General features: G+C 64.2%; 17 protein-coding genes. 5 read left to right on the forward strand and 12 right to left on the reverse strand.

What is annotated here, in order from left to right; genetic code table 11:
• Positions 1 to 3: 3 nt before the first annotated feature.
• The 4 genes from pepN to AC1Q64_RS18930 form a co-directional block, all read right to left on the reverse strand.
• Positions 4 to 2,760: an aminopeptidase N gene (pepN, locus tag AC1Q64_RS18915; RefSeq protein WP_291438988.1), complete on the reverse strand. Its 2,757-nt coding sequence runs from the start codon at positions 2,758 to 2,760 to the stop codon at positions 4 to 6.
• Positions 2,744 to 3,418 carry an HAD family hydrolase gene (locus AC1Q64_RS18920; protein WP_291438991.1) on the reverse strand — a complete coding sequence of 225 codons (675 nt, stop codon included), beginning with the start codon at positions 3,416 to 3,418 and terminating at the stop codon, positions 2,744 to 2,746. The genes pepN and AC1Q64_RS18920 overlap by 17 nt, the downstream gene beginning before the upstream one ends.
• A gap of 9 nt (positions 3,419 to 3,427) precedes the next feature.
• Positions 3,428 to 4,532, reverse strand: a protein-coding gene (gene prfB / locus AC1Q64_RS18925; RefSeq protein ID WP_099730502.1) for a peptide chain release factor 2 whose coding sequence is annotated in 2 segments (ribosomal slippage) — positions 3,428 to 4,450 and positions 4,452 to 4,532 — 1,104 coding nt in all. Because the reading frame shifts where the segments join, the coding sequence is not laid out codon by codon here.
• Between the two features lie 201 nt (positions 4,533 to 4,733).
• The gene (locus AC1Q64_RS18930) at positions 4,734 to 5,642 is read right to left on the reverse strand and encodes an alpha/beta fold hydrolase (RefSeq protein ID WP_492252412.1); all 909 of its coding nucleotides are present in this window, start codon (positions 5,640 to 5,642) and stop codon (positions 4,734 to 4,736) included.
• Positions 5,643 to 5,799: 157 nt separating this feature from the next.
• Here AC1Q64_RS18930 and AC1Q64_RS18935 point away from each other — a divergent pair, with 157 nt between their 5' ends.
• A complete protein-coding gene (locus AC1Q64_RS18935) occupies positions 5,800 to 6,861 on the forward strand; it encodes an aldo/keto reductase (protein WP_492252413.1) in 1,062 nt (353 codons plus the stop codon).
• A gap of 92 nt (positions 6,862 to 6,953) precedes the next feature.
• Here AC1Q64_RS18935 and AC1Q64_RS18940 read toward each other — a convergent pair whose 3' ends face one another.
• Positions 6,954 to 8,378, reverse strand: coding sequence for a M20 family metallopeptidase (locus tag AC1Q64_RS18940; RefSeq protein ID WP_492252414.1), 1,425 nt, complete (start codon positions 8,376 to 8,378; stop codon positions 6,954 to 6,956).
• A gap of 25 nt (positions 8,379 to 8,403) precedes the next feature.
• Positions 8,404 to 9,402 (reverse strand): Bug family tripartite tricarboxylate transporter substrate binding protein, encoded by a 999-nt coding sequence (locus AC1Q64_RS18945; RefSeq protein WP_492252415.1) that lies wholly within the window; start codon positions 9,400 to 9,402, stop codon positions 8,404 to 8,406.
• A 177-nt stretch (positions 9,403 to 9,579) separates the two neighbouring features.
• On the opposite strand from AC1Q64_RS18945, the gene AC1Q64_RS18950 reads away from it, so the two are divergent.
• The 3 genes from AC1Q64_RS18950 to plsY all read left to right on the forward strand — a co-directional run bounded on the left by AC1Q64_RS18950 (position 9,580) and on the right by plsY (position 11,852).
• Complete coding sequence (locus tag AC1Q64_RS18950) at positions 9,580 to 10,539, forward strand: LysR family transcriptional regulator (RefSeq protein WP_492252416.1); 960 nt, start codon at positions 9,580 to 9,582, stop codon at positions 10,537 to 10,539.
• A 71-nt stretch (positions 10,540 to 10,610) separates the two neighbouring features.
• Positions 10,611 to 11,102: an aminoacyl-tRNA deacylase gene (locus tag AC1Q64_RS18955; RefSeq protein WP_056063754.1), complete on the forward strand. Its 492-nt coding sequence runs from the start codon at positions 10,611 to 10,613 to the stop codon at positions 11,100 to 11,102.
• Between the two features lie 57 nt (positions 11,103 to 11,159).
• On the forward strand, positions 11,160 to 11,852 hold the full coding sequence (gene plsY / locus AC1Q64_RS18960) for a glycerol-3-phosphate 1-O-acyltransferase PlsY (protein ID WP_492252417.1): 693 nt from the start codon (positions 11,160 to 11,162) through the stop codon (positions 11,850 to 11,852).
• 35 nt (positions 11,853 to 11,887) lie between these two features.
• Here plsY and AC1Q64_RS18965 read toward each other — a convergent pair whose 3' ends face one another.
• The 3 genes from AC1Q64_RS18965 to AC1Q64_RS18975 are packed head-to-tail and all read right to left on the reverse strand — an operon-like array spanning position 11,888 to position 14,181.
• Positions 11,888 to 12,907, reverse strand: a complete 1,020-nt coding sequence (locus AC1Q64_RS18965) for an HD-GYP domain-containing protein (protein ID WP_492252418.1) — start codon at positions 12,905 to 12,907, stop codon at positions 11,888 to 11,890.
• Positions 12,908 to 12,923: 16 nt separating this feature from the next.
• Positions 12,924 to 13,694: a retropepsin-like aspartic protease family protein gene (locus AC1Q64_RS18970; protein ID WP_492252419.1), complete on the reverse strand. Its 771-nt coding sequence runs from the start codon at positions 13,692 to 13,694 to the stop codon at positions 12,924 to 12,926.
• 1 nt (position 13,695) lies between these two features.
• Positions 13,696 to 14,181 (reverse strand): YajQ family cyclic di-GMP-binding protein, encoded by a 486-nt coding sequence (locus tag AC1Q64_RS18975; protein WP_492252420.1) that lies wholly within the window; start codon positions 14,179 to 14,181, stop codon positions 13,696 to 13,698.
• A gap of 73 nt (positions 14,182 to 14,254) precedes the next feature.
• Here AC1Q64_RS18975 and murB point away from each other — a divergent pair, with 73 nt between their 5' ends.
• Positions 14,255 to 15,328: a UDP-N-acetylmuramate dehydrogenase gene (gene murB / locus AC1Q64_RS18980; protein WP_492252421.1), complete on the forward strand. Its 1,074-nt coding sequence runs from the start codon at positions 14,255 to 14,257 to the stop codon at positions 15,326 to 15,328.
• Positions 15,329 to 15,394: 66 nt separating this feature from the next.
• Here the strand turns inward: murB and AC1Q64_RS18985 are convergent, their stop codons facing one another.
• The 3 genes from AC1Q64_RS18985 to argG form a co-directional block, all read right to left on the reverse strand.
• Positions 15,395 to 17,794 (reverse strand): ATP-binding protein, encoded by a 2,400-nt coding sequence (locus AC1Q64_RS18985; RefSeq protein WP_492252422.1) that lies wholly within the window; start codon positions 17,792 to 17,794, stop codon positions 15,395 to 15,397.
• Positions 17,795 to 17,802: 8 nt separating this feature from the next.
• The gene (locus AC1Q64_RS18990) at positions 17,803 to 18,216 is read right to left on the reverse strand and encodes a putative pterin-binding protein (protein ID WP_291437716.1); all 414 of its coding nucleotides are present in this window, start codon (positions 18,214 to 18,216) and stop codon (positions 17,803 to 17,805) included.
• Positions 18,217 to 18,547: 331 nt separating this feature from the next.
• Positions 18,548 to 19,885, reverse strand: coding sequence for an argininosuccinate synthase (argG, locus tag AC1Q64_RS18995; protein ID WP_291437718.1), 1,338 nt, complete (start codon positions 19,883 to 19,885; stop codon positions 18,548 to 18,550).
• Positions 19,886 to 19,906: the final 21 nt, after the last annotated feature.

Raw genomic sequence — 19,906 nt, forward strand, 5'->3', positions numbered from 1 at the left:
GGTTTATTCGGCGAGTGCGCGGGTCACTACCTCGCGCACATCGTTGGACAGATCAGGCTTGGCGGCCACGCGAGCAATGGCCTCGCGCGCGGCGCTGCGCCAGGGTTCGGCCAGCTTCTTCCAGCGGTCGAGCGCGCGCGCGAGGCGGGCGGCAACCTGCGGGTTGATGGCGTCCAGCTCGATCACACGGTCGCTCCAGAACACGTAGCCCGCAGCGTCCGACCTGTGGAACGCGCCAGGGTTGGCGCTGCAGTAGCTGAAGATCACGCTGCGCGCCCGGTTGGGGTTCTTCAGGCTGAAGTCCGGGTGCTGCATGAGCTGGCGCACGGCGGGCAATACGTTGCCGCCACGATCGGGCGCACCCGCTTGCAGTGCAAACCACTTGTCGATAACCAGGGGCTCGTCCTTGAACAGCGCATGGAAGCGCGCCAGGGCCGGGGCTGCCAGTTCGCTGCCGCTGGCCACCAGGGCCGTGAGGGCGTTGAACCGGTCGGTCATGTTGCCGGCGACCTTGAAGCGCTGGTACGCCTTGCCAGGCCAGACCACATCGCCTGTCTTCTGCGCGGCAATGCACAGCATGTGCAGCGCCAGGCCACTGAGTGCGCGGCGGCCGGAGGAGACGGGGTCTGGGCGGTAGCCGCCGGTGTCCTGGTTCTGTTCCCAGACGGTTTCCCAGTCGGCCTGCAGCGCCAGCGCCAGCTCTTCGCGCATGGCTTCACGCACCGCGTGGATGCGCTGCGGGTCCACCACATCCAGTTGCTCGGCGATGTAGGTTTCGGATGGCAGCGTGAGCACTAGCTCCTTGAAGGCTGCATCCAGGGCCGGGTTACGCAGCGCGCTGCGCATGGCCGCTACAAACTCTGTAGACAGGATGGCTTGCTCAAATCGGCCGGTGGCGCTAGTTGTATATGCCTCATTAGCTATTGTATTAATAGCAATTCGCAGTGCTAGGCGTTGCCCTGCTTCCCAGCGGTTGAAGGCGTCTGCATCGTTCGCCAGCAGCGTGAGCAACTGTGCGTCGGTGTAGTCGATGTCCAGCACCACGGGGGCGCTGAAGCCGCGCAGCAGCGATGGCACGGGCTCGGCATCCAGGTTGGTGAAGGTCAGGGTCTGCGATGCCTCGGTGAGCACCACCACGCGCGAGGTGGTGTGGGCGGCGCCTTCTGCAGCGCCTTCGCCTGCCAGGTGCACGGGCAGGGCAGCGCCGGTGGTGGCATCGATCAGGCCCAGTTCGATCGGGATGACGAAGGGCTGCTTCTCGCTCTGGCCGGGCGTAGGCGTGCAGCTTTGCGACAGCGTGAGTGCATAGCAGCGCGTGGCAGCGTCGTAGCGGCCCGTGGCGCGCACGCGGGGCGTGCCGGCCTGGCTGTACCAGCGCTTGAACTGCGCCAGGTGCTGCGTGAGCGGGCTGCCCGGGTTGGCATCGGCGATGGCCTGCACAAAATCGTCGCAGGTCACGGCCTGGCCGTCGTGGCGCTCGAAGTACAGCTTCATGCCCTTGGCAAAGCCTTCGCGGCCCACCAGGTTGTGCTGCATGCGCACCACTTCCGCACCCTTTTCGTAGATGGTGACGGTGTAGAAGTTGTTGATCTCGACGTAGCTGTCGGGCCGCACCGGGTGGGCCATGGGGCCCGCGTCTTCGGGGAACTGGGCGGTGCGCAGCACGCGCACGTCCTCGATGCGCTTGACGGCGCGGGCGGACGGGCTGCCCGCGAGGTCCATGCTGAATTCCTGGTCGCGGAAGACGGTGAGGCCTTCCTTCAGGCTCAGCTGGAACCAGTCGCGGCAGGTCACGCGGTTGCCGGTCCAGTTGTGGAAGTACTCGTGGCCGACCACGCTTTCGATGTTGGCGAAGTCGGTGTCGGTGGCCGTGGATTCGCTCGCCAGAACGTACTTCGTGTTGAAGATGTTCAGGCCCTTGTTCTCCATCGCGCCCATGTTGAAGTCGCTGGTGGCGACGATCATGAAGCGCTCCAGGTCCAGCGGCAGGCCGAAGCGGGCCTCGTCCCAAGCCACGCTGTACATCAGCGAGTTCATGGCGTGTTCGGTCTTGCCCAGATCGCCGGGGCGCACGTAGACCTGCAGCAGGTGGTCGGTGCCCGAGCGGCTCTTGATCTTCTGCTCGCGGGCCACCAGCTTGCCCGCTACCAGGGCGAACAGGTAGCAGGGCTTCTTGTGCGGGTCCACCCACTTGGCAAAGTGGCGGCCGTCTTCCAGGTCGCCGCTGTCCACCAGGTTGCCGTTGCTCAGCAGCACCGGGTACTGGGCCTTGTCGGCGCGCAGCGTGACGGTGTAGCTGGCCATCACATCGGGGCGGTCCAGGAAGTAGGTGATGCGGCGAAAGCCCTCGGCCTCGCACTGCGTGAAGAAGGTGCCCTGGCTCACATACAGGCCCATGAGCTGTGTGTTCTTGGCGGGGCAGCAGGTGGTGAAGATCTCCAGCGCAAAGGGCTCGGAGCCTTCTGGCAGGTTCTCCAGCACCAGGCGGGTGCCCTCCATCTTGAACGAGGTGCCCTGGCCGTTGACCAGCACACGTGCCAGGTTCAGGTCATCGCCATCGAGCTTGAGCGGCTGCGCGGCCACGTCGGGGTTGCGGCGCAGCGTCATGCGGTTGAGCACGCGCGTCTTGTTCGGGTCCAGGTCGAAGGTCAGCTCGACGCTGTCGATCCAGTAGGCGGGGGCGGTGTAGTCCTCGCGGCGGATGGCGATGGCCGGGGCCGCGCCGTCTCCACTTCCGTCGGCTTTATGCAGTTGCAACATGGATGCTCTCCAGAAAGTCGGTATTCATGAGTTCGGTGTAGTCGCGCACGGCCGCCAGCACATGGGGCCCAGCCAATTGCTCGGGCGTGTGGGTGCTGCAGACGGCCACGGCGCGCATGCCGGCGCGGCGTGCTGCCTCGATGCCAAAAGGCGCGTCTTCAAAGACGATGCAGTGCTCGGGCGCTGCCGCAATACGGCGTGCCGCCTCCAGAAAGATCGCGGGCTGGGGCTTGCCGGGCAGGCCCTCGTCGCCACGCACGATGGCTTGGGGCGCGGGTTCCAGTCCCAGGTGGCCCAGTGCGAATTCCACGTTGCCGATGTCACCCGCGGTGCCCACGGCTACCTTGAGGCCGCGCGCGCGCACCTGCGCTGCGAACTTGCGAAAGCCCGCCACTTCGGAGAAGCGCGGGGCGAACAGCTCGCGGTAGATGGTTTCTTTTTCGTGCGTGAGCGCGTCGGCCTCGTCCTGCGACACGGGGCGTCCTAACAGTTCCACGATGCACTCGGTGCCATTGCGGCCCGTGGTGCGGGCCATGAGGTCGGGCACGTCGATGTCCATGCCCCTGCGGCGCGCGAACTCGACCCACGCCTGGGCGTGCCAGGGCATGGAGTCGATCATGGTGCCGTCCATGTCGAAGATGATGGCGTCGGTGCGCATCCGCATCGCTTAGACGCCTTGCTTCAGCGAAGCTTCGATGAAGGCGTCCAGGTCGCCGTCCAGCACCTTCTGCGTGGCCGAGATTTCGACGTTGGTGCGCAGGTCCTTGATGCGGCTGTTGTCCAGCACGTAGCTGCGGATCTGGTGGCCCCAGCCCACGTCGGTCTTGGTGTCCTCCAGCTTCTGCTGCTCTTCCATGCGCTTGCGCATCTCAAAGTCGTACAGGCGGCTGCGCAAGCGCTGCCATGCCACGTCACGGTTGCTGTGCTGGCTGCGGCCGTCTTGGCACTGCACCACGATGCCGGTGGGGATGTGCGTCAGGCGCACGGCCGAGTCGGTCTTGTTGATGTGCTGCCCGCCCGCGCCCGATGCGCGGAAGGTGTCGGTGCGCACGTCGGCTGGGTTGATGTTGATCTCGATGGAGTCATCGATCTCGGGGTAAACAAACAGCGACGCGAACGAGGTGTGGCGGCCGCCCGAGCTGTCGAACGGGCTCTTGCGCACCAGGCGGTGCACGCCGGTTTCGGTGCGCAGCAGGCCGAAGGCGTACTCACCCTCGATCTTTATCGTGGCGCTCTTGATGCCGGCCACGTCGCCCGGTGTTTCTTCTTCGACCGTGGCCTTGAAGCCCTTGCGTTCGGCGTACTTGAGGTACTGGCGCAGCAGCATGCTGGCCCAGTCGCAGGCCTCGGTGCCACCGGCGCCGGCCTGGATGTCCACAAAGCAGTTGAGCGGATCCGCCTCGTTGCGGAACATGCGGCGGAACTCCAGCTCTTCCACCGCTGCGCGCATCGTGGCGGCCTCCGACTCGATGGTCAAAAGGCCGGCTTCATCGCCTTCCTCTTTGCTCATCTCATACAGCTCGGCGTTGTCGGCCAGATCGCGGGTGAGCTTGTCCAGCGTGACGACCACGCTGGAGAGCGATTTTTGTTCCTTGCCCAGCTCCTGGGCCTTCTTGGGGTCGTTCCAGACGGAGGGGTCTTCCAGCGATGCGTTTACCGTGCGCAGGCGTTCAAATTTGGCATCGAAGTCAAAGATACCTCCGTAACTCTTGCGTTCGCAGAGCCAGGTCGCTGAGGGTGGTGCCAATGAGGTTGATGCGTTCTGCGTCCATGATTCTTGTCCTGGGTGTTCTGTGGAATAACCCACGATTTTCTCATGGGACGAGCAACTGCCCCGCCAATGCCCTTTGTGCCAGACGGCCGCCGGATCTGCGCACGAAGGCCGGGGGGCAATTGGCCTCGTGATTGTCAAAAATGATAGCTACTCAGGAAATATCCGCTGGCGCTTGGATGCGATGCGGCATCCAATTGCCTCAGGCGGCATCCAAAAAAGCCTCGATGAGCTGCGCCACCTGCTCGGGCTGGTCGTGGTGCAGCATGTGGCCCGCGTCTTGCACAACGGCAGTGCTGCAGGTTCGCACATGGGTCAGTCGCTGGTGGTATTCGTCCAGGGTGTACCGGCCGTTCCACCACTGCCCCAGGCTGTCGCCACTGGCCTCGATGGCCAGCACGGGGGCTGCAATGCGCTCGTAAATGGCCAGGGCCTCGTCCACGCGGTACAGCTGCGCGCTGGTGATCTTGTGCGCGGGGTCACCCAGGATCTCCCATTGCCCCTGCGCGTTGGGTCTGGCCCAGTGCTGGGCCAGCCATTGGGCCTTGTCCTCGGACAGACGGGGGTTGGTCTTCATGAGGCGGCGGGCGACGCCGTCGGCACCGTCATAGGTCTTCAGGTCCTTTGTGCCCTGGTGCAGCTGCTTGATCTCGTCGATCCATTGCGCATAGCGTGTGGGTGCCTGCGCGGGCCGTGTGGTGGGCAGGCCGAAGCCTTCGAGGTTGACGAGCTTGCGCACGCGCTCGGGCCGCACACCGGCGTACATCATGGCCACATTGCCGCCCATGCTGTGGCCCACCAGATCGATGGCTTCGCCGGGCGCGTAGTGGTCCAGCAGCAGGTCCAGGTCGGCCAGGTAGTCGGCAAACACATAGTGATCCACCGGCGCACCGGTGGTGAGGCCAAAGCCACGCCAGTCCGGCGCGATGATGCGGCGTGGTTGCCGCAGAGCGTCCACGGTGAACTGGTAGGAGGCACTGACGTCCATCCAGCCGTGCAGCAACACCAGTGTGGGCAGGTTGCTTTGCTCCGGTCCCCAGTGGCGGACGTGGTAGTTGAGGTGGCGCAGCGCCAGCGAGATGCTGCGCGAGGGTGTAAGAACTTGGTACATGCTGCGCCAATGTTACGTTGCTCACGCGCTCGCGGGGCGCCCTGCGGTGTCACCAAGGAGTCCGGCGTCCGGCAGGTTTTGGCGTTCGCTTGTACCATCGCCCGCCGGGGCCGCAGCAGGCCGCGTTTACATTTCTCACCATCTGGAGCCTTCACCGATGAATACCGTCCGCTTGGGTCAGAGTGACCTGCTTGTCACCCCCATTTGCCTGGGCACCATGACCTTCGGCGAGCAGGTCAATGAGGCCGATTCGCATGCCATCCTGAGCCGCTCCCTGGAACGCGGCGTGAACTTCATCGACACGGCCGAGATGTATGCCGTGCCCGCCAAGGCCGAGACCTTTGGTGCCACCGAAACCATCATCGGCAACTGGTTTGCCAAGAACCCTGGCGCCCGCCAGAGGCTGGTGGTGGCTACCAAGGTGGCCGGCCCATCGCGCGGCATGCCCTGGGTGCGCGAGGGCAAGGGCATGACCCCTGCCGACATCGTGGCTTCGTGCGAGGCAAGCCTGCGCCGCCTGCAGACCGATGTGATCGACCTCTACCAGATCCACTGGCCCGAGCGCCATGTGCCAGCGTTCGGCAACCTGTATTACGACCCTTCCAAGGAAACCTCGCAAACCCCCATCCGCGAGCAACTGGAAGCGCTGGCCGGGCTGGTGAAGGCGGGCAAGGTGCGCTACATCGGCCTGTCAAACGAAACCCCGTATGGCGTGCACGAGTTCGTGCGCCTGGCCGAGCAGCACGGCCTGCCGCGTGTGGCCACGGTGCAGAACCCGTACTGCCTCATCAACCGCACGTGGGAAAACGGACTGGATGAAACCTGCCACCGCCTGGATGTGTCGCTGCTGGCCTATTCGCCGCTGGGTTTTGGTCTGCTGACGGGCAAGTACGACGAAAGCGGCATTACTGGCCCCAATGCCCCGCAGGGTGCGCGCATTGCATCGTATGAATCCGTGCGCAAACAACGCTGGGGCCGCCCCGAGGCGCTGGAGGCATCGCGCCGCTACAACGCACTGGCGCGTGCCAACGGCATGACACCCACCCAGATGGCGCTGGCGTTCTGCTACACCAAGTGGCAAGTGGCCAGCACCATCATCGGCGTGACGTCGGTGGCGCAGCTGGAGGAAGACCTGAATGCCTGGGGCACCACGCTGTCGCCCGAGGTGCTGAAGGCCATCGATGCGATCCGCTGGGAGCTGCGCGACCCTGCGCTGTGACCGGGGCAGGGCGTGGCCCTGCGAATCGGCAAGATCAAACCAAGGGGCCGTACAGGCCCCTTGGTTTTTCTGCGAGTTTGTGCGCGCTGCTGTCAGGCAGTTGCCTCCTGCCGGGTGGTGCGCCCTTCAACCCACGGCGTCCCTTGGGCCTCACCCAGGTCCCAGAACAACCCGGCCATCACCGCCAGTCCTTCTCGTGCCACGGGCGCCAGCAAATGTTCGTTGGGTGCATGCTGGGCGCAGGCGGGGTACGAGTGCGGCACCCACAGCGTGGGCAGGCCCAGCTGGTCGGCAAAGATGTCGTTGGGCAGCGAGCCAGCCAGGTTGGGCAGCAGCGTGGCGGGCTGGCCTGCGCTGGCCTGCAGCGAGGCCATCGTCCAGTCCACCCAGGGGTTGTGCAGATCGAGCCGTGTGGCGCCACAGTGCATGCCCATGGTGATTTCGACCTGGCTGAAGCCATGCGCGTCCAGGTGTTCACGCAGCGTGGCCTGCACGTTCTGCCAATCGGTGCCCACCACAAAGCGCAGCTGGCAGTGCGCTACGGCCTGCGCGGGGATGGCGTTGATGGGTCGCTGCGCGTTGCCCGCGCCCAGCGCCAGCACCTCCAGCGTGTTCCAGCCCACCAACTGCTCTGCGGGGGTCAGGCCGGGCTCGCCCCAGCCGGGCGTGAGCGCGGGGTCATCGGCGCCTGCACCAATCACTACGTCTCTGAGGGCGGTGCGCAGCTTGTCGGGCACTGTAGGCGGCAGCAGGCCGTTGACCAGGATACGGCCCTTCGCGTTCACCAGTGTGGCCAGGGCGTGGGTAAGCACGGTGGCCGGGTTGGCCAGCACACCGCCCCAGTTGCCCGAGTGATAGGCCTTGTCGCGGCTGCGCACTGCGAGTGAGAAGTTGATGGCTCCGCGTGAACCCAGGAAGAGGGTGGGATGGCCCGCGTTCACGCGGGGGCCGTCGCTGGCCACAAACAGGTCGGCTTTCAGTACATCGCGATGCTGCTCGCAGAAGGCGCCCAGGCCGGGCGAGCCTGCCTCTTCACCCATCTCCATGAGCAGCGTCACGTTGTATCCCAGGCGGCCGCCCCGGGCTTCGATGGTGTGGGCCAGTGCGGCCAGGCTCACGGTGTGCTGGCCCTTGTTGTCCGCTGTGCCCCGGCCATACCAACGCTCGCCTTCGATGGTCAGCTCCCAGGGTGAGAGGCCCTCGCGCCACTGGCTGTCCTGCCCGTTGACCACGTCGCCATGGCCGTAGGTGAGTATGGTGGGCAGCGCCGGGTCTTCCACGCGGCGGGCCACCAGCAAGGGGCCGCCTTGTGGCGACGGGTTGTCGAGCACCTTGCACTCAAAACCCTGGGGCGTGAGCCAGGGCACCATTTCGTCGGTGAGGTAGGTGCGCAGCTCGGGCGGCACCTTGCCAGTGTCGCTTTCGGTGCGCCATGCCACGCGGCGGCGCAGGTCGGTGGCAAAGCGGCCATCGTCAAAGTAGCGCTGGACGTCTTGAATGAGTTGTTGGCGGTTCATCGTGCAGGTCCTTGTTGGGTGTTCGTCAGTCCACCACGATCTTGGCGCGGTGGGCCAGCGCGCGGTAGCGGCCGATCTCGTCATCGATCATGGCGCGCGTGGCCACGGGACCCAGGTACACAGGTTCCATGCCTTGGGTGCGCATCTGTTCCTGCAGGCCGCTGTCGCGGGTGACGGCTTCCACCTCAGTCACCAGCTTTCGGATGACGGACTGTGGTGTTTTGGCGGGGGCGGCGATGGCGTACCAGGCGTCAAACGCCGCGTCTGGCAGCTTGAGTTCTTCCACAGTGGGTACCCCCGGCAGCATGCTGGAGCGCGATTTGCCCGCGATAGCCAGTGCGCGCAGCTTACCGGCCTTCACCTGAGGCGCCGCAGCGGCCACTGTGTCGATACCCAACTGGATTTCACCGCCCATGAGGGCGATCAGCGACTGGCTGCTGCCCCGGTAAGGTACGTCCTGCAACTGGATGCCTGCCGCCTGCTCCAGCAGTGCGCCCGCCAGATGCGGGCCGGAGCCCGAACCGAAGGTGGCGTAGTGGATGCTCTTGGGCTTGACCTTGGCCGCTGCGATCAGCGCGTTCAGGTCCTTGAAGGGTGCGCTGGCGCTGACGACCAACACCAGCGGTGCTCGGGCGACGGTGGCCACGGGCATCAGGTCCTTGGCGGGGTCGTAGGGCAGCTTGCTGCGCAGCGCCGGGTTGACCGTGTAGCTGGTGGAGCCCGAGACCAGCAGCGTGTAGCCGTCCGGATCGGCGCGCACCACGGCTTCGGTGCCGATGATGGTGGAGGCGCCCGGCTTGTTGTCGATCACCACCGGCGTGCCCAGGCGGCTGGCCAGCTTCTGCGCGAGCGCGCGCGCCACCACGTCGGTGCCGCCGCCCGGCGGGAAGGGCACCACCATGCGCACGGGGCGCTGGGGCCACGCGTCGGCAGGGGCTGCTGCCTGGGCGCAGGCCAGGCTGGCATGGCCGGCAAGAACTGCCAGGGTGGCAGACAGGAAAGAGGCTCGAACAAGACGTTTCATGCGGACTCCGGTGGTAGGGCCCCGGCAGCGGGCGGCGTGGGAGCAATGACCACGGGGCGCCCGCGCAAGGGCATGGGTGAATTGGAGCCTCAAGCCATGCAAGATGGATGCTGGTTTACCATTGCTTGGAATAGAGATTTGGCAACTGACCATTGCCTTTTTGTGATTCAAACAACCATGGCCATTTCACTGCTCAGCCTGCCCTTGCGCTACTTTCTGGAGGTCGCGCGCACCGGCTCCGTCAACCAGGCCGCGCAGCGCCTGCACGTGGCCGCTTCGGCCGTGAGCCGGCAGCTGGGCAAGCTGGAAGACAGCCTGGGTGTGGTGCTGTTCGAGCGCCAGGCGCGCGGCATGACCCTGACCGAAGCGGGCACCCGCCTGCTGGCCCATGCCAGTGCACACGATGCGCAGGCGCTGGAGCTGGTCGATCAATTGCAGGATCTGTCCGCCCAAGGTGCCCTTCGGGTGCGGCTGGCGTGTACCGAAGGGTTTGCGGCAGCGTTCATGCCGCTGGTCATGGCGGGGTTTCGGCAGGCGCACCCGCAGGTGCAGCTGCAGTTGCAGGTGGCCGTGCCGCAAGAAGTGTCGGCCCTGGTGCTGCGCGGCGAGGCGGATCTGGCGCTGAAGTACAGCACGGCACCCGAGAAGGGCCTGCAGGTGCTGCACTCGGCCATCGCACCCATTTACGCCGTCATGCCCGCGCAGCACCCGCTGGCGCGCCAGCGCAGTGTGAGAGTGGCCGATGTGGTGCGCTACCCCCTGCTGCTGGGCGCCGCCAACACCACAGGGCGGCAGCTGTTTGACCTGAGCTGTGCGGTGCAGGGGCTGCGCTACGTGCCCGCCGTGGAGAGCAATTTCTCGTCGGCCCTGCTGCCGCTGCTGAGCGGGCAGGACGTGGTGCTGGCCAGCTACCTCACGGCGGCGCGCTGGGTGGAGGCGGGCCTGCTGGCAGCCCGGCCGTTTGACGAGGCGCAGCTGCAGCAGCGCCGCCTGCAGGTGTTGGCGGCCGAGGGGCGCATTCAGTCCACGCTGGTGCAGCAGTTCACGCAGGCGCTGGTGGTCGCCATCGAGGAATACGGCAAACGCAAGGTAGGGCGGCGCCGCAAGGCCGCCGCAGCGCCTGCCTCGGTGTTCTGACTCATCACCACAGGTTCCAGCGCGCTCACATTTGGATACGGATACCATCGGTGCCCTATCCGCACCACACCATGGCAAAGAAAGAACACGTTTCCGAGACCCAAGCCACCCAGCTGCTCAAGGCGAACAAGGTGGCGTTCACCGAACACCCGTATGAGTACCTGGAGCACGGCGGCGCGATGCACAGCGCCGAGGTGCTGGGCCTGGACCCGTTCACCGTGGTCAAGACCCTCGTCATGCAGGACCAGGACGCCAAGCCGCTCCTGGTGCTGATGCACGGCAACCGCAAGGTCTCCACCAAGAACCTCGCACGCCAGATCGGCGCCAAGTCGGTCGAGCCCTGTGCACCCGAGGTCGCCAACCGGCACAGTGGCTACCTGGTGGGGGGGACGTCTCCGTTTGGCACGCGGCGCACCATGCCGGTTTACATCGAAGAAACCATCCTTGCGTTGCCCCGCATTGCCATCAACGGTGGGCGCCGGGGCTTTCTGGTGCAACTGGACCCGCAGGTGTGTGTGCAGTTGCTGGGCGCCAAACCGGTTCAGTGCGCGCTGGCAGAATAGGCCGCCGCGCGATACAGCCCGTCAGAAGGCTGACCATTTGATTTCCAAGGAGTTGCTTTGACCGCCGTCTATCCCGTTCTTGCCACCGTGGCCGCCTACCTGCTGGGCTCGCTGTCGTTTGCCGTCATCGTGACGCGTGTCATGGGCCTGAGCGATCCGCGCACCTATGGCAGCAAGAACCCCGGCGCCACCAATGTGCTGCGCTCGGGCAGCAAGGCGGCGGCCATCGTGACCCTGATGCTCGATGCGATGAAGGGCTGGCTGCCCGTGGCGCTGGTGATGTGGTTTGGCCACCCCTATGGGCTCGAAGACGGCACCGTGGCGCTGGTGGGGTTGGCCGCTTTCCTGGGGCACCTGTGGCCAGTGTTTTTCCGGTTTGAAGGCGGCAAGGGCGTGGCGACGGCACTGGGCGTGCTGGTGGGCATCAGCGGTTGGCTGGGCCTGGCCACGGCGGCCACCTGGCTCATCATTGCGTTCTTCTTCCGCTACTCGTCGCTCGCCTCGCTGGTGGCCGCCGCGTTTGCTCCGGTGTACTACCTGCTGGTGGATGGCGTGGTCTGGTATGCCGAAGGCACGATTGCCGCCTCGATCGTGGTGATGGCGCTGCTGCTGGCCTGGCGGCACCGCGAGAACATCCAGCGTCTGATTGCCGGCACGGAATCACGCCTGGGCAGCAAGAAGGCGAAACCTGCCGAGGGTGAAGAGAGCGCCAAGGCAAAGCCCACAGCAAAAGCCAAGGCCAAACACTGATATAGCCACGCGCCCGGTTGGGCGCGTGCCCTGTGTCAGAGCGCGCCGGGCGCCGTCACCAGCCCGCGCAGCCCTGCGCTGTGCTGGGCGGCGTACAGCCCCAGCCGCACCATGGTGCGGTGGTTGAGTTCCAGGCTCACTGCGGACCGGGCCAGGGCCGACTGGATGCGGGGCTTGCCGCTCGCGGTCTGGTACAGGCTGGGCTGGCTGCGGTGGTTGCCGGTGCTGTCCAGCAGGCTGGCCACCAGCGGGTGGTTGGCCTTGTCGCTGCGGCGCAGCACGATGGCGGTTTCGCCGTTGTCCAGTTTCACAAACGTACCTGGGGGGCACAGGCCGATGGAGCGCACCAGGGTGTAGCTGACCTCGTCGCGCTGGTCCACTTCTTGTCCCACGATGGCACGCACCGAATCGGTGGCACTGCGCCCTGCGCGGGATTTGCGCGGGCTGATCATGGCGGCATACCGGTCAATGGTGCCGAGGATGCGGGTGAGCCGGTCTATCGGCTCCTGGTTGGCCAAAGGCACGCGTTCGGCAATGCTGGCATGGTGTTGCCCCACGACGTCCAGCCAGAGCGGATCGTTGATGAACAGGCGTTCCAGCAGCAGCATGCTGTCTTCGGGGTGGCTCTTGATGGCCTCCTGCTGCTCCGCCGTGGGGCGCTCGCGCTGCACGGCCAGTTCGTCCTGCAGGGTCGTCATGCCAATGTTCATGGTGAGTGCCGCCCGCACCAGACTGTCGCGCTCACGCTTCGGTAGCTTGAGTTCGAGCGCCATGATGTGGCACAGCGTGCCACACACCAGCGCGTGCGAGGCGCTGTAGCCCACAGTGGACGTGGAGGCATGCTGGAACATCAGGTACAGCGCCGCATCGATGTCATGCGCCACCAAATCTTGCAGCCAAGCATCAAACTGCCGTACCTTACCCGGAAAGTCCTGCACCTGCAGCGGCCGGCTCAGCAGCACCGAAAGGGCCGACTCCAGGTCGGACCAGAGACTGAGCAGGTCTTCGTACTCCCCTTCGGAGTGTGCGTGGGTGGAGGAGGGGTGTGCAGACATGGCGGGTGTACAGGCGTCAGTGGCGCTTTTCCAGCACCATCTGATCGTTGGTGCGTGTCATCTGGAACTCGTTCAGGAAGCTGTTGCCCAGCAGCACATAGGGCATGGGCTGCGAGGTGATGATGGCCTCCACCCCAAAGACTTCGACTTCGCCAATGCGGATGGAGTCGAGCTTCATGCGCCAGCCCTGCGCGACGCCATTGGCGGTGTTCACGCGCACCGGCTGGCCGCTTTGGTAGTTGAGGCCCATGCGCTCCGCATCCGGCCGCCCGATGGCGACAGTGGAAGCTCCGGTGTCCACCATGTACTGCATCACCTGCCCGTTGATGGTGCCGCTGTTCACAAAATGGCCTCGGCCATCTGCCACCAGCAGAATGCGTTTGCCGCTGCCACTGCGTCCGCCCACGCTCACGGGTGCCTCGCCCAGCCGCAGCGTGCGCCGCGCGCCCTGGATCTCGACGGTGGCTTCGTCCTTGGCGACGGCGATGACTTTCACACCCTGGAACTCATCTCCCGCGCCCACCGCCTTGGGCGGGTTGGCATTCACCACGATCAGCGCCTTGCTGCCCAGCACACCTGCCAGCGCCACGGCCTGTGCATGCGCCAATGCGGGGCCAAGCAGCAAACTGATCCACAGGGCTACGATGCGTTGATACCGGCGCGATCCAGGCGAGACCTGCTGCGCAAGGGCCGCCCCGCCGTGCTGGCGGCATCCCCCTGTCCGCAGCGCTCCGCAATGCAAGAGCGGGGGGAAGGCCCGCAGGACCTCAGGGGGGTGTTGCTTCATATCAGTCGCGGAAGTTGTCGAACGACAGCGGTACGTCCGTCACATCTTTGCGGATCAGGGCCATGGCGGCCTGCAGGTCGTCGCGCTTGGCGCCGGTCACGCGCACCTTGTCTTCCTGGATGGCGCCTTGCACCTTGAGCTTGCTCTCCTTGAGCAGCTTCTGGATTTTCTTGGCCAAATCGCTCTCGATGCCGTTGCGCACCTTGATGACCTGCTTGACCTTGTCGCCGCCCATTTTCTGTACATCGCCCATGTCCAGAAAACGCACGTCCACATTGCGTTTGGTGAGCTTGTTGCGCAGCACGTCTTCGATCTGGGTGAGCTGGAAGTCGGCATCGCCGATTAGCGTGATGTCTTTGTCCTTGATCTCGATGCTGGCAGAAGTGCCCTTGAAGTCGAAACGGGTGGCGATTTCTTTGGCGGTGTTCTCGACCGCGTTTTTCACTTCAACGAGGTTGGCTTCGCAAACGGTGTCAAAAGATGGCATGGTGGGTCTCAATCTCAGGGAAAACAGGTGCAGATCGCAGAGAGCCGAAAGGTCGGGTGCGACAATCGAGCCAATGGTAGTCGAGAAAAACGCCCCTTTACAGCCCTGCAACACCTTCGGCATTGCAGCGCGCGCCCAAACCCTGGTGCGCGTGCATTCGGTGGACGACGTGCGGGCTGTGCTGGCTGACCCCCAGCTCGTGCCCGCACCGAAATTTGTGCTGGGTGGTGGCAGCAACATCATCCTGACCGGTGACGTGAAGTCCGTTGTGCTCAAGATGGAAATCAAGGGCCTGCGCCTGGTGGAGGAAACGCCCAAGGCCTGGATCGTGGAGGCGGGCGCTGGCGAGGTGTGGCACGACGCCGTGGCCTGGACGCTGGCGCACGGCTATCCCGGGTTGGAGAATCTGGCCTTGATCCCGGGCACCGTGGGTGCATCGCCCGTTCAGAACATTGGCGCGTATGGCGTGGAGCTGCAGGACCGTTTTGAGTCGCTTGACGCCATCGATCTGGCCACGGGCCAGTCATTCAGCCTGGACGCCGCACAATGCGGCTTTGGCTACCGCGATTCCGTTTTCAAGCATGCGCCCTCAGAAGCGCAGGACGGCAGCGGGCTTCCGCGCGGCATGGGGCTGGCAGGCCGGGCTGTGATCACCCATGTGCGCTTTCGGCTGCCCAGGCCGTGGAAGCCGGTGCTGGGCTATCTGGACCTGGAGCGCCGTCGCGCCGAGGCAGGGGTGGAGCACCCCAGTGCCACGCAGATTTTTGACTGGGTCTGCGACATCCGCCGCGCCAAGCTGCCCGACCCTGCCGTGGTGGGCAATGCGGGCAGCTTCTTCAAGAACCCCACCGTGTCGCCCGACCAGTGCGCCGACATCATCGCCCGCGAGCCGAAAATCGTGCACTACCCCATGCCCGACGGCAGCATCAAGCTGGCGGCGGGCTGGCTGATTGACGCCTGTGGCTGGAAGGGCAAGTCCATCGGCAAGGCGGGGGTGTACGAAAAGCAGGCTCTGGTGCTGGTCAACCGGGGGCAGGGCGCCGACAGCGTGACGGGCGGCGAGGTGATGACCCTGGCCAAGGCCATCCAGACCAGTGTGTACGAGCGCTTTGGCATCCGGCTGGAGCCCGAGCCCGTGGTCGTGTGATTGGCCCATTGCCCTCTTTTTGAGAAGTGCGTGGGCTTCGTCTATTGAGCCGGGCTGGGTAGGCGTTCAGACGCTGCCGATATCCCCCGCGCTGTGCCTTGTTGCCAGCGTCTGGACATCGGTCAGTCCCATACGCAGGCACAGTGCGTGTGCCATTTCCCACGCGTCCAGAAACTCTGTTCGGACCTTGGCGGCATTCGCCGCTTCGACACCATTTTTTTCGAGGTGTGATGCCAATGCTGCCAGCTTGTGAAAGCCCAGGTTGGCCGCTGCACCCTTGAAGGTGTGGGCGGGACTGCGCAGGTTGAGCCCCGGCTCCTGCTCCGCCTGGTGCAGGGCATGCACCAAAGCGTCCAAGGCACCTGATTCATCGCTGAAATAGCTGCGTAGCAGGGAGCGGTAGCCCTGCGCCGAGATGCCAACGCACACATCCCCCACCATCGCCATGTCAATGTGTGCGGTCAAATCGCCGGGTTTGAAACGTTTTCGCGGGCTCTGCGATGTTTTCTGGGGGGCGGTTGCTGCTGGCATCTTCTTCGCCGCAGCAACTTCCGTTTCGGCGTCCGAGGCCGATTGAGCAGGCGCGCCGCGCAAGCCAAAATGGCTTTCCAGTGTGGCCTGAAGGGTTGCAACATTGACCGGTTTGCTTACGAAGCCGTTCATGCCGCAACTTGCAGCTTTATCGCGCGTCTGTGCAAACACGTCCGCTGTCAGTGCGACGATGGGCAATTGCTCGGATCCCATCTGATCACGGATCCTGCGTGTGGCCTCGAAGCCGTCCATGATGGGCATGTGCAGGTCCATCAGCACCAGGTCTGGGCGCTGGTCGCGAACGGCAGCGCAGGCTTGTACGCCGTCGTTGGCAAACACCACTGTGTGCCCCATGTCCTCCAGCAGTGCGCCCATGTATTTGCGGTTCACAAGGTGGTCGTCCACTACTAGTACGGTCAGGCCCTGCACGTTGGCCGGGCGGGTGGGCGGCGGCAGGTCATCGATTTGAGCGGCATGCTGCTCAGGTGCGGTTTCCGGCGCTGCCGTCATCGGCAGGGACAGTTCTACCGTGAAAGTGCTACCTTTTCCGGGCGCGCTGGCAACATGGATATCACCTCCCATGCGCCGCGCGAGGTTGCGCGATATCTCCAGCCCCAGTCCTGTGCCGCCAAACCGGCGGGAAGTGCTGTCGTCCCCTTGTGTGAATCGCTTGAAGAGTTTGGACAGCGTGTTGGCGTCCATGCCGATACCTTCGTCGAGGACCTCTATGCGCAATGGATAGGTGTCGACAGCACCGGCCGAGACATCGCCTAGCGATTGCGATTGCCCCATCTCACTGCGGCGCAGAAGCAGGGATACCCTCCCGCTCTCGCTGAATTTGATCGCGTTTGTGACCAGGTTCAGAACAATCTGCTTGAGCCGGGTGCTGTCTGCCTGGACCCATTGAGGCACATCGGTATCAAGATGTGTATGAAAATCCAACCCTTTCTGCCTGGCCAGGGGCTCCGTCAGGCTCTTTGTGCTGTCGATCAGGGCATGCAGATCCGTGGCGTGCGGATGGATCGCCATCTTCCCTGTCTCCATGGCTGACACATCCAGAATATCGTTCAAGAGGGAGAGCAGGTGGTCTGCCGAGCCACGTGCTGTGTTTACATACTCCTTCTGCCGCAGTGTGAGTGTTGTCCGCTCTAGCAGGCTCAGCATGCCCAGCACACCGTTAAAGGGGGTTCGAAGTTCGTGACTCATGTTGGCCAGGAACTGGCTTTTGCCCCTGTTGGCTGCCTCCGCTGCCAGGTTGGCCTCTTGCAGGTTGTGCGTGAGTTGCTGCATGGCGAGGCGCTCCTGCTCCACCCTGTGATGGCGCCAAGCCAGTGATGCTGCAGCGGCCAGCAACAGCAACAGTTGTGCAAGGATAAGTGCCATGATCTGCCGGCTTTGGTCGAGCATGGTCGACTCCTGCCCTTCAAGCAAGGCCGCCGTTTGGCGGGTGGCCGACATGGTGAGCTCCTGCACGCTGGGGCCGATGGCATTGAAGGTCGGCAGCAAGTTGACCAGTTGATCGCGCGTGGGATTGCTAGGGGGCAATAGGGCCGCATCCACCTGGTCGAGCAGGGCGACGAGCTGGGGGATCGTGCTCTGGTATTCCGAGCGCTCCTGCAGGGCGATGGTGCTGGGCGTGTCCTGCATCAGTTGCAGGCGGCTCGCAAAAATATCGCTTCGCAGTCTGAGTGTTTCCAGGTCTATCGGAAGTCTGCTGTGGGCATTGACGTCAACCGCCTGCCGCAGGCGGAGAAACTCGCGTTCCAGCTGGAACGACAAGGCGATGATGGAGTCGCTCCGCAAGTCGGCACTCTTGCGGATGGCCTGCTGCTGTGTGAACTGCAATACCAGTAGCACTGCCATGGCTGCTGCCATGATGGTGGTGCCCAGGGCCAGCCACAGCATGTAGCGCCGACTGTCGCGGTGAGCGGGCATGGCGAGGCTTAGTCCACCTTCAGAGATTTGAGCTGCCATGCAGAGCGGCCGTAGTATTTGGCCGCCTTGAGCTCAGGCGTGGTGTCGAACGGGTAAATGATGAACAGTGGCCCCTTCGTGCGCACCGAGATGGGCTGGTCGTTGATACGGTGGGCCACGATCACGTCGAACTGCCGCGCATCCTCCATGGGAATGCTGGTCTTGTAGTCGTTGAGAGCCATGGCCTCCAGCGCGACGCCGCTGGCTTTCGCGGCGGCCAGCACATCGCGCAGCAGCGGACCAGTGAACTTGGTGGGTTCCTTGTACCAGGGCGTACTGGTCACAAAACTCCGCTGGGGAAGTGCTTCTAGCATGGCGAGGTCAAACGCTGCGACGCCTTGCAGGTTGGTGCTCCCCACCTTCCCTGAGATGGTCAGGATCACGGGACCTGCAGGTGGTTGCATCCCCCAGGCCGGCATCCATAGGAGCAGGGCGGCGACAAGTGCGAGCGTACGGCGCAAACTGAACTTCAGGGGGGGGAAAGCGGTAGGCATGAATGACTCCTTTATCGGGTGTGTGATGGGTTCATTCTATGATAAATATGATTTAAATGATATTTTTTTGATGAATGTATGGGTATGCGAGCAGCATTGCTGCCATCAGGGCATAAAAAAAAGCCACCGTTGTCGGTGGCTTTACTGCAAATTTAGTAGCTCATAGCGCTTTATGTGACGGCGCTAGAGCCCCATTTGACGACCAATATTCCGTGTGGTCCTATTTGCGATCGTTTTCCAGCTGTGCCAAAGCTGCGTTGCCGCCAAGCGACAGCAGGCCAGCGCGCGAATACACACCAAGCTTGCCGCGCGTGTCCGAGATGTCCAGGTTGCGCATGGTCAGCTGGCCGATGCGGTCCAGTGGGCTGAACGGCGCGTCTTCCACCTTTTCCATCGACAGGCGCTCGGGCGCATAGGTCAGGTTGGGCGATTCCGTGTTCAGCAGCGAATAGTCGTTGCCACGGCGCAGTTCCAGTGTCACGGTGCCGGTCACGGCGCGGGCCACCCAGCGCTGGGCGGTTTCGCGCAGCATGATGGCCTGGGGGTCGAACCAGCGGCCCTGGTACAGCAGGCGGCCCAGCTTCAGGCCGTTCATGCGGTACTGCTCGATGGTGTCTTCGTTGTGGATGCCGGTCACCAGGCGCTCGTAGGCGATGTGCAGCAGCGCCAGGCCGGGGGCTTCGTAGATGCCGCGGCTCTTGGCTTCGATGATGCGGTTTTCGATCTGGTCGCTCATGCCCAGGCCATGGCGGCCGCCGATGCGGTTGGCTTCAAGGATCAGCTCGACCGGGTCATTGAACTCCTTGCCGTTCAGCGCCACGGGCTGGCCTTCGTTGAAGGTCACGGACACTTCCTCGGCCTTCACTTCGACCTCTGGCTTCCAGAACGCCACGCCCATGATGGGGTTGACGATGCGGATGCCGCTGGACAGGAACTCCAGGTCCTTGGCTTCATGCGTCGCACCCAGCATGTTGCTGTCCGTGCTGTAGGCCTTCTCGGCGCTCATCTTGTAGCCAAAGCCAGCCTGGGTCATGAATGCCGACATTTCGGCGCGGCCGCCCAGTTCGTCGATGAACAGCTGGTCCAGCCAGGGCTTGTAGATCTTGAGCGAGGGGTTGGTCAGCAGGCCGTAGCGGTAGAAGCGCTCGATGTCGTTGCCCTTGAAGGTCGATCCGTCGCCCCAGATGTTGACGTCGTCCTCCTTCATCGCAGCCACCAGCATGGTGCCGGTCACGGCGCGGCCCAGGGGGGTGGTGTTGAAGTAGGTCAGGCCGCCGGTGCTGATGTGGAAGGCGCCAGCCTGCAGGGCGGCAATGCCTTCGTGGGCCAGTTGCGTGCGGCAGTCCACCAGGCGGGCCTTCTCGGCGCCGTATTCCATGGCCTTGCGGGGGATGGCGTCGTAGTCGGGCTCGTCAGGCTGGCCCAGGTTGGCGGTGTAGGCGTAGGGCACGGCGCCCTTGAGCTTCATCCAATGCAGTGCGGCGCTGGTGTCCAGGCCGCCAGAGAAGGCGATGCCGACCTTTTGGCCGAGGGGGAGGTTCTGGAGGATGGTTGCCATGGAATCTTCTTCAAAAATGAT

The organism is Acidovorax sp. GW835-FHT14G06, from assembly GCF_058793595.1.